The following is a 12375-nucleotide window of genomic DNA, read 5'->3' on the forward strand; positions in this document are numbered from 1 at the left end:
TGCGACCTTGTACGACCACTTTAGTTGAACGCTGAACTTTCTGCCACCCAGAACGCACACCCCCTCCACGCCATTCCCGACCCCACCCCTGGGACGGCCGAAAGTCACCCATCCGTCCGAGTGAGCCACGCCCCCGCACCCCCGGCCACTCGGGCACGCTGTCCCCGCCGGGCAGACCACCCGGCACCCGTCACGGCCCCTGAAGGAGCCCGCGTGTCGTACTACCCGGAGAACCTGCAGTACACGAAGGACCACGAGTGGGTGGAGGCGAGCGGCGGCGACCGCGCCCGCGTCGGCCTCACCGAGTTCGCCCAGAAGCAGCTCGGCGACATCGTCTTCGTGGACGTCCCGACGGTGGACAGGGACGTGGAGGCGGGAGATCCGCTCGGCACCGTCGAGTCGGTGAAGTCGGTGAGCGAGATCTTCGCACCCGTCTCCGGCCGGGTGACCGCCAGGAACGACGCCCTCGAGGCCGACCCCGAGCTGGTCAACACCGATCCCTACGACGATGGCTGGATCGTCGAGATCCAGCTCGCCGGCGCGACCCTGCCGGACGGCCTGCTCAGCGCCGCGCAGTACGCGCAGTACGTCGCGGCGGAGTCGGAGTAGGGGGCCTACGACGAACGGGCGGGCCCGGCGACCCCCGATGGGGTGCCGGGCCCGCCCGTGCAGGTCCGCGGACCGTCAGCCGTACATCCCGCACAGGTCCGCGCGCGTCCGCGGACCGTCAGCCGTACATCCGCCGCATCGCGAAGTCGACCATCTGCTCCACGGCCTTCGCGTCGAAGACCATGCGGTGGTCGCCCTCCATGTCGAGGACGAAGCCGTAGCCGGTCGGCAGCAGGTCGATCACCTCGGCGCCGGTGATCACGAAGTACTTCGACTCCTTGCCCGCGTACCGCCGCAGCTCCTTGAGCGAGGTGAACATCGGGATCACCGGCTGCTGGGTGTTGTGCAGGGCCAGGAAGCCGGGGTTGTCGCCGCGCGGGCAGTAGACCTTCGAGGTCGCGAAGATCTGCTGGAAGTCCTCGGCGGCCAGGGTGCCGGTGGTGAAGGCGCGTACGGCGTCCGCGAGGGAGGGCGGCGAGGGCTCCGGGTAGAGCGGGGGCTGCTGCTGGGCGTATCCGCCGGGGACACCGCCCTGCATGCCGCCCTGCATCCCGGCCTGCGGCTGCGCGTACTGCCCCTGCTGGGGCGGCGCGTACTGCTGCTGGGCACCCGGATTCTGCTCGTAGCCGTACATGGGCCATGAGCCTACTGCGTCACAGATGGCCCGAGAGGGGTTGCTCTTATTACCGGTGGGTAGCATCATCGGAGAGAGCGTTTTGCTACTCGCTGGTACGTGTACGAGGAACCTGCCTCCCCGAGCCTTACGGAGCCGTCGCCATGGGGCACTACAAGTCGAATCTCCGCGACATCGAGTTCAACCTCTTCGAGGTCCTCGGCCGCGACAAGGTGTACGGCACCGGGCCGTTCGAGGAGATGGACGTCGAGACCGCCAAGAGCATCCTCGACGAGATCCGCCGTCTCGCCGAGAACGAGCTCGCGGAGTCCTTCGCCGACGCCGACCGCAACCCGCCGGTCTTCGACCCGGAGACCAACACCGCCCCGGTCCCGGCCACCTTCAAGAAGTCGTACAACGCCTTCATGGAGTCCGAGTACTGGCGCCTGGGCATCCCCGAGGAGATCGGCGGCACCGTCTCCCCGCGCTCCCTCATCTGGGCCTACGCGGAGCTGCTCCTCGGCTCGAACCCGGCCATCTGGATGTACTCCTCCGGCCCGGCCTTCGCCGGCATCCTCTACAACGAGGGCAACGAGGCGCAGAAGAAGGTCGCGCAGATCGCCGTCGAGAAGCGCTGGGGCTCCACCATGGTCCTCACCGAGCCCGACGCGGGCTCGGACGTCGGCGCCGGCCGCACCAAGGCCATCCAGCAGGAGGACGGCTCCTGGCACATCGAGGGCGTCAAGCGCTTCATCACCTCCGGTGAGCACGACATGGAGGAGAACATCCTCCACTACGTCCTCGCCCGCCCCGAGGGTGCCGGCCCCGGCACCAAGGGCCTCTCCCTCTTCCTCGTCCCGAAGTACGAGTTCGACTGGGAGACCGGCGAGCTGGGCGCGCGCAACGGCGTCTACGCCACCAACGTCGAGCACAAGATGGGCCTCAAGGCCTCCAACACGTGCGAGATGACCTTCGGCGACCAGCACCCCGCCAAGGGCTGGCTGATCGGCGACAAGCACGACGGCATCCGCCAGATGTTCCTCATCATCGAGTTCGCCCGCATGATGGTCGGCACGAAGGCGATCTCCACCCTCTCCACGGGCTACCTCAACGCCCTGGAGTACGCCAAGGAGCGCGTCCAGGGCACCGACCTGGCCAACTTCATGGACAAGGCCGCGCCCAAGGTCACCATCACCCACCACCCCGACGTCCGCCGCTCGCTCATGACGCAGAAGGCGTACGCCGAGGGCATGCGCTCCCTCGTCCTCTACACGGCCTCCGTGCAGGACGCGATCGCGGTCAAGGAAGCGGCCGGCGAGGACGCCAAGGCCCTGCACGGCCTGAACGACCTGCTGCTCCCGATCGTGAAGGGCTACGGCTCCGAGAAGGGCTACGAGCAGCTCGCGCAGTCGCTCCAGACCTTCGGCGGCTCCGGCTTCCTCCAGGAGTACCCGATCGAGCAGTACATCCGGGACGCCAAGATCGACACCCTCTACGAGGGCACCACGGCCATCCAGGGCCAGGACTTCTTCTTCCGCAAGATCGTCCGCGACCAGGGCGCCTCCCTGAACGCGCTGTCCGAGGAGATCAAGAAGTTCCTCGCGGTCGGCACCGGCGGCGACGACCTGGCCGGCGCCCGCGACGCGCTCGCCAAGGCCGCCGTCGACCTGGAGGGCATCGTCGGCACGATGATCACCGACCTCACCGCCACCGGCGAGGACGTCAAGAACATCTACAAGGTCGGCCTCAACACCACCCGCCTGCTGCTCGCCTCCGGCGACGTCGTCGTCGGCTACCTGCTCCTCAAGGGCGCGGCCGTGGCCGCCGAGAAGCTGGCCGCCGGCGCCACCGGCAAGGACGTCGCCTTCTACCAGGGCAAGATCGCGGCCGCGAAGTTCTTCGCCGCCAACATCCTGCCCGGCGTCTCCGCCGAGCGCGCCCTCGCCGAGGCCGTCGACGGCTCGCTGATGGACCTGGACGAGGCCGCGTTCTGACACGCATCTCGTCCTGCCGGCACGGCCCGTCCCCGGGGAGGGGGGCGGGCCGTTCCTGCTGTATGGGGAGTTCGCGGTTCCTTTTCCGGGGTCCCGTATTCGTATTCCGGTCCCTGCGTAAGGTGAACCCATGAGCAGCGCAGCTTCCCGTCCCACCGCCGGCCCCTTCGACCGCGGCCACACCGACGACCTGATGGCCTTCCTGACGGCCTCGCCCTCGCCGTACCACGCGGTGGCGAGCGCCGCCTCACGCCTGGAGAAGGCCGGCTTCCACAGGGTCGAGGAGACCGCGGCCTGGGACGGGACGAGCGGCGGGAAGTACGTGATCCGCGGCGGCGCGATCATCGCCTGGTACGTGCCGGAGGGCACCGCCGCCCACACCCCGTACCGGATCGTCGGCGCCCACACCGACTCCCCCAACCTGCGCGTCAAGCCGCAGCCCGACATGGGCGCCCAGGGCTGGCGCCAGGTCGCCGTCGAGATCTACGGCGGGACCCTCCTCAACACCTGGCTCGACCGCGACCTCGGCCTCGCCGGCCGCCTCACCCTCCGCGACGGCAGCCACCACCTCGTCAACGTCGACCGGCCGCTGCTGCGCGTCCCGCAGCTCGCCATCCACCTCGACCGCCAGGTCAACGACGGCCTCAAGCTCGACCGCCAGCGCCACATGCAGCCCATCTGGGGCATCGGCCAGGTCCACGAGGGCGACCTGATCTCCTTCGTCGCCGCCGAGGCCGGCGTCGACGCCGAGGACGTCACCGGCTGGGACCTCATGGTCCACGCCGTCGACGCGCCCGCCTACCTCGGCCGCGACCGCGAGCTGCTCGCCGGGCCGCGCATGGACAACCTGATCTCCGTCCACGCCGCCGTCGCCGCGCTCGCCTCCCTCGCGGGCCGCGACGACCTCCCGTACATCCCGGTCCTCGCCGCCTTCGACCACGAGGAGAACGGCTCCGAGGCCGACACCGGCGCCCAGGGCCCCCTCCTCGGCAACGTCCTGGAGCGCTCCGTCTACGCCCGCGGCGGCTCCTACGAGGACCGCGCCCGCGCCTTCGCCGGCACCGTCTGCCTCTCCTCCGACACCGGCCACGCCGTCCACCCCAACTACGCGGAGCGCCACGACCCGACGCACCACCCGCGCGTCAACGGCGGCCCGATCCTCAAGGTGAACGTCAACCAGCGGTACGCCACCGACGGCAGCGGCCGCGCGGTCTTCGCCGCCGCCTGCGAGAAGGCTGGGGTGCCCTGGCAGTCCTTCGTCTCCAGCAACGACATGCCCTGCGGCACCACGATCGGCCCGATCACCGCCGCCCGGCACGGCATCTCGACGGTCGACATCGGCGTCGCGATCCTCTCGATGCACAGCGCCCGCGAACTGTGCGGCGCCGACGACCCGTACCTCCTCGCGAACGCGCTGGTCGCCTTCCTGGAGGGCTGAGCACCGGGTCCGAGCGAAACATCCGCGAAAGCCCCCGCCTGGCAGCGTCGTCCTCATGCATCGTCATGAGGGCCCCTCGCGGGGGAAGTTCGCCACCGGTGTCGCCGCCGCCGTCGTGGTCGCCACGGCGGCGGCCGGCGTCCTGATAGGTGAATACAACGAACGGCCGCCGTGGGGCACGGACATCGCCTACGAGGGCGGCTTCGTCCAGGCCTCCCGGATCCGCGGCTACGACGTCGACGGCTCGCGCACCAAGGCGCTGCTCGACGGGGAGTGCGCGCTCATGGAGCGGCAGGGGATGGGCGGCGACCGGGCCGTGCACGACCCGGCGGCCTGGGTGGAGGGCTGCCTGGACGGGGCCGCGGGGCGCCCGTCCAGGAACCAGGGGATCGTGCGTTAGGCCGTCTCGTCCATGCCGGCGAGGATCAGGGGGAGTCGGGCGGCGCCGTCGGCCGTGATCTTCACCGGGACGCCCCAGTCCTGCTGGTGGACGTGGCAGGCCGGGTACTCGTTCGCGGGGTCGTCGTCGCAGGACGCGGCCATCGCCGAGACGTGCAGGACGCCCTCGGTGAGCTCCGGGTTCAGGTCGAGCTCCCGGAAGAGGTCCGTCCCCGTGCCCTCGCCGCCGAGCAGCAGCTCCGGCGGGGTCGAGGAGACCAGGAGGCGGGTCGAGGGGCCGTACCGCTGGTCCAGCTTCTGCCCGGTCGGCGCCTGGAAGACGACGTCGAGCCGGAGCCGGCCGGGGGCGATCTCGGTGGCCTCGCGCCGGGTGCGGTGGGCGACCGCCTCGACCTGGACGGCCTCCTCGGGCAGCCGCAGCCGGGTCAGCCGGTGCCGGGCGGACTCGACGACCACGATGTCGCCGCCGACGAGGACCGCGTCGCTGGGCTCGCGCAGGTCGGTGGCGAGGGTGGTGACCTCGCCGGTGGCGGGGTCGTAGCGGCGCAGGGCGTGGTTGTACGTGTCGGAGACGGCGACCGAGCCGTCGGGCAGGGCGGTCACGCCCAGCGGGTGCTGGAGCAGGGCCTGTTCGGCGGCGCCGTCGCGGTGGCCGAAGTCGAAGAGCCCGGTGCCGACGGCGGTGTGGACGACGCCTTCGGTGTCCATCCAACGCAGGGCGCTGGTCTCGGAGTCGGCGATCCACAGCCGGTCCTCGGTGGCGGCGAGCCCGGACGGCTGCGCGAACCAGGCCTCGGCGGCCGGGCCGTCCACGAGCCCCTCGTTCGTCGTCCCGGCGGCGACCTCGACGGTCCCGGTCTCCGGGTCGTACGTCCACAGCTGGTGGACACCGGCCATGGCGATCCACACCTTGCCCTGCCACCAGGCGACGTCCCACGGCGAGGAAAGGTCGACGTCGAGGGCGGGCCCGGAGGTCGGGGACCCCTGCCACCACTGCTTCCCGGTGCCGGCGACGAGCTCGATCGCGCCGCTCTCCGGGTCGTACGTACGCAGGGCGTGGTTCACGGTGTCGGCGACGACGACCTTGCCGTCGGGCAGGAGCGCGAGGCCCTGCGGCTCGCGGAAGACGCCTTCGCCGATCCGGCGCACGACGGTCTCGCCGTCCTCGGCCAGCTCGACGAGCTGGTGCCGGGTGGTGTCGGAGACGAGGAAGTGCCCCTCGTCGAGGAGAACGGCCTTCCCGGGGAAGCGCAGATCGGTCGCGACGGGCTCGGGCGGCACGTACGGCCCGTCCCCGCGCCGCAGGGTGCCCTTGGCCTCGTGCTCGGCCTCCAGCTCCTCGACGAGCGTCCGGATCGCGTTGGCGTGCCCCTCGCCGGCGTGCTGGGCGACGACGTACCCCTCGGGGTCGATCACGACGAGCGTCGGCCAGGCGCGGACGGCGTACTGCTTCCAGGTCGCCAGCTCGGGGTCGTCGAGGACGGGGTGGTGCACCTCGTACCGCTCGACGGCATCGACGACGGCCTGGTGCTCGGCCTCGTGCACGAACTTCGGGGAGTGCACACCGACGATCACGAGCGTGTCGCGGTGCTTCTCCTCCAGGTCGCGGAGCTCGTCGAGGACGTGCAGGCAGTTCACACAGCAGAAGGTCCAGAAATCGAGCAGAACGATCTTTCCTCGCAGGTCGGCGAGGGTGATCTCTTCTCCACCCGTGTTCAGCCAGCCTCCCTTGCCGATCAGCTCGGGGGCACGGACACGGGCACGTCGGGGCGCGGGCGCGGAGGTGGGCGCCGGGGCGGCATCGTTCATGTTTCAAGAGTGCCGTACGGGTGGAAATCCGGGGCCGGGAGGGGGGCGGAGGCGTGTCCTGCGGTGGGGTGATCGGCGGCGGGCGGTGGCATGGGGGCCATGACGCGTGCGGGCAGATCATCGGACTATTACCGCCGCCGGGTGACTGGAGGGCTGCTTCTCGCGGTGCTGCTCCTGCTGCCCGGGGCCGTCGCCCGGGCCGGTGGGGCCGGGGACGGGGCGCTGCGGGTGACCGTGACCGTGAACGGGCGGGCCGACACCGGATCACGGCCCCCGGCGGTACGGGCCGGAGCTCCGGTCGTGAAGCGGTACCGGCTCGTGAACCGGGGCGAGGCCCATCTGTACGGGGTACGGGTCATCGACCCGGGCGTGCCCGACGGGGCCGTACGGTGCCCCCGGCAGCCCCTCGCCGCGCTCCGCGAGCTGGAGTGCGTCGCCCGCTTCCGGGCCGTGCCCGGGGTGCACCCGGCGACCGTGCGGGCCGAGGGGGACATCCCGTCCCTCGGGCGCCGGATCGGCGCCAACTCCCCCTCCGGGTACACCGGAGTCGCCGGAGTCCTCGGGCTCACCGAGCGGATCACGGTCAGGGCCGGAGCCGGAGCCGGTGGAGCGGGCAGGGCGGGGCGCGCGGTCGGCGCGACCGCCGACGGGACCGCGACCGTCACCTACACCGTGACCAACCGGGGCAACCTGCCTGTCCTCGCCGTACGCGTCGAGGACTCCGCGCTGCGGCTCGCCCCCGGCGCCCTGGACTGCGCCGGAAGGGCCGGGACCGTGCCTCGCCTCGCCCCGGGCGCCTCGGCCCGCTGCACGGCCACCGTCCGGCGCCCGCCGGGCACCCACCGGAGCACCGGACTCGCCACCGGCAGCGACCGGGTCACGACCTACGACGCCGGGGGCACCCTCGCGCCCGCGCCGACCCTCACCGCGCGGTCCTCCGGCGCCTTCACGATCGTCCGGCCTGTGGTTCGTGGGGGGAGTGGCTCCCGTGGTGCCGCCGGAGCTGCTGGTGCCGCCGGAGCTGATGGTGCCGCTGGCGTTGTTGGTGCGCGCGGTGCTGTTGGTGTTCCAGGGAGTCGTGGGGTTCCTGGAGTTTCTGGGGCTGCCGGTGCAGCAGGGGCCACCGGTGCAATCGGTGCCTCGGCCGGGGCTCCCGACGCTCCCGCCGCCGCCCTTCCAGGGGCCGCACCTCCCCGGGCCGCCGCGCCCGTCCCCGTAGCCCCGCCCCGATCCGTACAGCAGGACGTACAGCAGGACGTACAGCAGGGCTTACGACAAGGCGAACAGCAGGCCGTTCCGGGCACTGCTCCCGGCACCGCCAACCAGAAGCGGGTCGCCGCCGTGCGGGACGACGAGGGGTTCCTCGGGCGGTTGCGGCGCCGGACGCGGGAGGCTCACCGGTTCGGTGTCGTGACGATGCTGCTGCTGATTCTGATCCCGGCGGCCGTCGCGGCCGCCCTTCTCGGCAACCGGGGGAAGTGACCATGGACCTGTTCGAAACGCTCTTCGTCGTCCTCGGCGTCGCGTTCGCCGCCGCCCTCGCCGTCGTCGCCAAGACCAAGCTCTTCCCGACGACCGAGGAGGAGGAACCGCGCGAGGACGTCGCCGAGTACATCGCCATGATGGTCTCGGTCCTCTACGCGGTGGTGCTCGGACTCTGCCTCGTGTCCGTCTGGGACACCCGCTCCGACGCCGCCGACAACGTCCGGGCCGAGGCGAGCGCGCTGCACCAGACGTACCTCCTCGCGGACTCGCTCCCCGCCGCCCAGCGGCAACCGGTGCGGAACGCGGCCCGTACGTACGCCGATCACGTCGTCGGCGTCGAGTGGCCGGCGATGGCGGAGCGCGAGCCGCTCGACACGTCCGGCTGGCAGCTGCTCGAAGAGCTCCGGAAGGCCGGCGAGGTGGGCGACTCGGCCAAGGTGCCGGAGCAGATCGCGGCCCAGGAGGTGCTGGCCCAGCTCGGCTACGTCGACGACGCGCGACGGGGGAGGGAGGCGGCGGCGCAGGAGCGGCTCTCCCCCGTGCTGTGGACGGGCCTGATCATCGGCGGCGCGCTCACGCTGGCGTTCATGTTCCTCTTCGGGATCAAGCGGAGCACGACGCACGTGGTGATGGTGATGGGGCTCTCCGGGTTCATCGCCTTCACCGTGCTGCTGATCCGTCAGCTCGACTCGCCGTTCGGGGAGATGCTCGGCGCGTCCCCGGACGCGTTCACCCGCTACTTCGGGTGAGAAACCCCCGCGGCCGGGCAGACATAGGCGCGTGAAATATCTCGTACGGGACAAGATCTTCGCGATCGGCGACGACTACTGGATCGAGGACGAGCAGGGCCGGCACGCCTTCCTCGTCGACGGCAAGGCGCTGCGGCTGCGCGACACCCTGGAGCTGAAGGACCCGGACGGGCACGTCCTCGTCACCCTGCGGCAGAAGATGTTCAGCCTCCGGGACGCGATGACGATCGAGCGGGACGAGCGGCCGCTCGCGACGGTCCGCCGCAAGCGGCTCTCCCTGCTCCGCAACCACTACCGGGTGACGCTCGTCGAGGGCACCGAACTGGACGTCAGCGGCCGGATCCTGGACCGGGAGTTCACCGTCGAGTACGAGGGTGAACTCCTGGCCCACATCTCCCGGCAGTGGTTCCACGTCCGCGAGACGTACGCGGTGAACGTGGTCCGCGAGGACGCGGACGCGGCGCTGCAGATCGCGGTCGCCGTGTGCGTCATCCGGATGGCGGAGCGGGAACGGGAGGACTAGGCCGCCTTGGTGAGGGCCTGCTCCAGGTCCGCCCACAGGTCCTCGACGTGCTCGATGCCGACCGAGAGCCGGACCGTGCCGGCGCCGATGCCGGCCGCCGCGAGCGCCGCCGCGTCGAGCTGGTGGTGGGAGGTGGACGCCGGGTGCATCACGAGCGTCTTCACATCGCCGAGGGAGACGCTGAGGGAGGCGAGCCGGACCGCCTCGACGAAGGTGCGGCCCGCCTCCCGGCCGCCCGCGAGGTCGACCGAGACCACCCCGCCGCCGCCCGCGGGCAGCAGGCGCGCGGCGATCGCCCGGTCCGGGTGGCTCGCGAGGGCCGGGTGGCGGACGGCCTCGACCGCCGGGTGCGCTTCGAGCCGGGCGGCGAGCTCGGCGGCGCTCGCGCACTGGCGCTCCATGCGCAGGGACAGGGTCTGCATGCCGCGCAGGGTGAGCCAGGCGGCGAACGGGTCGGTGGACGCGCCCTGTTCGACGGAGTGGCGGCGGACCCTGCCGTACAGCTCGGCGTCCTTGAAGACGGCCATGCCGCCGAGGACGTCCGCGTGCCCGGCCAGGTACTTGGTGGCGGAGTGGACGACGATGTCGGCGCCGTGGTCGAGGGGGCGGCAGAGCAGCGGGGAGGCGAAGGTGTTGTCGACGGCGACGGGGACCCCGGCCTCGGCGGCGACGGCGGCGAGCGCGGGGACGTCGGCGACGCGGGTGGTGGGGTTGGCGATGGTCTCCAGGTAGAGGAGGCGGGTCTCGGGTCGCAGAGCGGCGCGCACCTCCTCCGGGTCGGTGCCGGAGACGTACGTGACGTCGACGCCCCAGCGGGCGGCGAGGTCGGTGAGGACGGCGTACGTGCCGCCGTACAGGCAGGTCTGGGCGATGACGTGGTCGCCGCTGCCGAGCAGGCCGAGGAGGACGGCGTTGATCGCGCCCATGCCGGAGGCGAAGGAGCGGGCGGCGGTCCCGCCCTCCAGGCGGGCGACGGCGTCCTCCAGGGTGCGGACGGTGGGGTTGCCGAGGCGGGCGTAGAGGAAGGCGTCCGGGGAGGTGAAGCCCTCGGCGAGGGCGTCGGCCGAGTCGAAGGCGAAGACGTGCCCCTGGTGGAGGGGGACGCCGAGGGGCCTGCTGCCGGTGATCTCGACGTGGGGCGGGTGGACGGCGAGGGTCTCGGGACGGGGGGAGGCGGAGTCGGCGTGGGTGGCGAGGCGCGGGGACGCGGAGTCGGCGTGGCTCATGACCTCAGTCTGGAGACGGGACATTTGCCTTCACAGATCCAATCCCGGCAGATTGGTTCGGTGAGAGAGCCAATCGCCGCCCCGCCGGACGACCTGGACGGCCTGATCGCCCGGCTCGGCCGCTGGTCCGCCGGGCGCGGGCCGCTGTACCTGCTGCTCGCCGCCCGGCTGCGCCGGCTGATCGACGAGGGCGCGCTGCCGCCGGGGACGCTCCTGCCGCCGGACCGGCGGCTCGCGGCGGCCCTGGCCGTGGGCCGTACGACGGTGGTCACCGCGTACGAGACGCTGAAGCAGGAGGGCCGCCTGGTACGGCGCCAGGGCAGCGGGACGCGGGTGGCGGCGGCCGCCCTGCCGCGGGAGGCCCCTCGGGTGAAGGAGACGTCGAACCCGCTGTTCCTGCACCTCCTGGAGGCGCCGGACGATGTCATCCTGCTGAGCTGCGCGGCCCCTGACCGGCCGCCGGCCGAGCTGGCGGAGGCGTACCGCTCGCTCGTCCTGCCGGACGGGGACCTCGGCTACCACCCGGCGGGGATCGGGGAGCTGCGGGCGGCGGTCGCCGGGCGGTTCACGGCGCGGGGCGTGCCGACGGAGCCGGGGCAGATCCTGGTCACCACGGGCGCGCAGCAGGCGCTGTCGCTGCTGGTCCGGCTGCTGCTCGCGCCGGGCGACGGGGTGCTCGTGGAGGCGCCGGCGTATCCGGGGGCGCTCGACCTGTTCCGGGAGGCGGCGGCGGTGCCGCTGCCGGTGGCGGTGGGGCCGGACGGGATCGACGTGGCGGAGGCGGTACGGGTGATGGAGCGTCACCGCCCGGCCCTGGCCTATGTGGTGCCCCGGTTCCAGAACCCGACCGGGACCGTCCTCCCGCCGCTGGCGGGGCGGCGGCTGGTCGAGGCGGCGAACGCGCTCGGGGTGCCGCTCGTCGACGACGAGGTCCTCGTCGACCTGGCCTTCGACACGGGGACGCCGTGGACTCCCCTGTCCGCGTACGGCCAGGTGATCGCGGTGGGTTCGCTGAGCAAGGTGGTGTGGGGCGGGCTCCGCATCGGCTGGGTGCGCGGCCCGGCACCGCTGATCGCCCGCCTCGCCCGGCTGAAGGCCCTGCACGACCTGGGCAGCGACGTCCCGGCCCAACTGGCGGCGGCCCGTCTGCTCGACGGCTTCGCGCCGGTCCTGGACGCCCGGCTGTCCACGATCCGCGCGGGCCACGCCCACCTCAGGGCCGAGCTCGCCCGGCTGCTGCCCTCGTGGACCTGCGCTCCGACGACCGGCGGCCAGACGCTCTGGGTGCGGCTCCCCCACGGTGACGGAGTGAGCTTCGCCCAGCTCGCCCTCCGCCACGGCGTCGCCGTCCTCCCGGGCGCCACGACCGACGCCCTCGGCGGCAGCCTTCACCACCTGCGCCTGCACTTCCTGGCGCCCCCGGAGGTGCTGACGGAGGCGGTACGGAGACTGGCGGAGGCCTGGGCGGAGTACACCCCGGGGCCGGGGCCGGACCGGGCGTCCCTGCATGCGATGGTCGTGTGACCGACC

The 12375-nt window shown here is 72.3% G+C and carries 11 protein-coding genes; 8 read left to right on the forward strand and 3 right to left on the reverse strand.

Annotated features, from left to right (window positions below; translation table 11 throughout):
- Positions 1–213: 213 nt before the first annotated feature.
- Positions 214–609 carry a glycine cleavage system protein GcvH gene (gene gcvH / locus ACN9M0_RS17535; protein ID WP_366037328.1) on the forward strand — a complete coding sequence of 132 codons (396 nt, stop codon included), beginning with the start codon at positions 214–216 and terminating at the stop codon, positions 607–609.
- Between the two features lie 118 nt (positions 610–727).
- Here gcvH and ACN9M0_RS17540 read toward each other — a convergent pair whose 3' ends face one another.
- Positions 728–1243 (reverse strand): SseB family protein, encoded by a 516-nt coding sequence (locus ACN9M0_RS17540; protein WP_366037327.1) that lies wholly within the window; start codon positions 1241–1243, stop codon positions 728–730.
- 143 nt (positions 1244–1386) lie between these two features.
- Here ACN9M0_RS17540 and ACN9M0_RS17545 point away from each other — a divergent pair, with 143 nt between their 5' ends.
- The 3 genes from ACN9M0_RS17545 to ACN9M0_RS17555 all read left to right on the forward strand — a co-directional run bounded on the left by ACN9M0_RS17545 (position 1387) and on the right by ACN9M0_RS17555 (position 5054).
- Positions 1387–3216, forward strand: a complete 1830-nt coding sequence (locus tag ACN9M0_RS17545; RefSeq protein WP_366037326.1) for an acyl-CoA dehydrogenase — start codon at positions 1387–1389, stop codon at positions 3214–3216.
- Between the two features lie 130 nt (positions 3217–3346).
- The gene (locus ACN9M0_RS17550; RefSeq protein WP_366037325.1) at positions 3347–4654 is read left to right on the forward strand and encodes a M18 family aminopeptidase; all 1308 of its coding nucleotides are present in this window, start codon (positions 3347–3349) and stop codon (positions 4652–4654) included.
- 55 nt (positions 4655–4709) lie between these two features.
- On the forward strand, positions 4710–5054 hold the full coding sequence (locus ACN9M0_RS17555) for a hypothetical protein (RefSeq protein ID WP_366037324.1): 345 nt from the start codon (positions 4710–4712) through the stop codon (positions 5052–5054).
- Here ACN9M0_RS17555 and ACN9M0_RS17560 read toward each other — a convergent pair.
- A complete protein-coding gene (locus tag ACN9M0_RS17560) occupies positions 5051–6862 on the reverse strand; it encodes an NHL domain-containing thioredoxin family protein (RefSeq protein ID WP_426403872.1) in 1812 nt (603 codons plus the stop codon). The two genes, ACN9M0_RS17555 and ACN9M0_RS17560, sit on opposite strands and share 4 nt — an antisense overlap.
- Before the next feature lie 141 nt (positions 6863–7003).
- Between ACN9M0_RS17560 and ACN9M0_RS17565 the strand changes: the two genes are divergently transcribed.
- From ACN9M0_RS17565 to ACN9M0_RS17575, 3 genes are read left to right on the forward strand one after another with little or no spacing between them, the layout of a single operon-like run.
- Positions 7004–8344, forward strand: a complete 1341-nt coding sequence (locus ACN9M0_RS17565) for a hypothetical protein (RefSeq protein WP_426403873.1) — start codon at positions 7004–7006, stop codon at positions 8342–8344.
- 2 nt (positions 8345–8346) lie between these two features.
- The gene (locus ACN9M0_RS17570) at positions 8347–9096 is read left to right on the forward strand and encodes a hypothetical protein (protein ID WP_399696195.1); all 750 of its coding nucleotides are present in this window, start codon (positions 8347–8349) and stop codon (positions 9094–9096) included.
- A gap of 31 nt (positions 9097–9127) precedes the next feature.
- The gene (locus tag ACN9M0_RS17575) at positions 9128–9619 is read left to right on the forward strand and encodes an LURP-one-related/scramblase family protein (RefSeq protein ID WP_366037319.1); all 492 of its coding nucleotides are present in this window, start codon (positions 9128–9130) and stop codon (positions 9617–9619) included.
- On the opposite strand, the gene ACN9M0_RS17580 is transcribed toward ACN9M0_RS17575, so the two are convergent.
- On the reverse strand, positions 9616–10845 hold the full coding sequence (locus ACN9M0_RS17580; protein ID WP_426403874.1) for a trans-sulfuration enzyme family protein: 1230 nt from the start codon (positions 10843–10845) through the stop codon (positions 9616–9618). The genes ACN9M0_RS17575 and ACN9M0_RS17580 overlap by 4 nt on opposite strands.
- A gap of 60 nt (positions 10846–10905) precedes the next feature.
- Between ACN9M0_RS17580 and ACN9M0_RS17585 the strand changes: the two genes are divergently transcribed.
- A complete protein-coding gene (locus tag ACN9M0_RS17585; protein WP_426403875.1) occupies positions 10906–12369 on the forward strand; it encodes a PLP-dependent aminotransferase family protein in 1464 nt (487 codons plus the stop codon).
- The last annotated feature ends 6 nt before the right edge of the window (positions 12370–12375 follow it).

The organism is Streptomyces sp. R-07 (assembly GCF_049913175.1).
Lineage (GTDB): Bacteria > Actinomycetota > Actinomycetes > Streptomycetales > Streptomycetaceae > Streptomyces.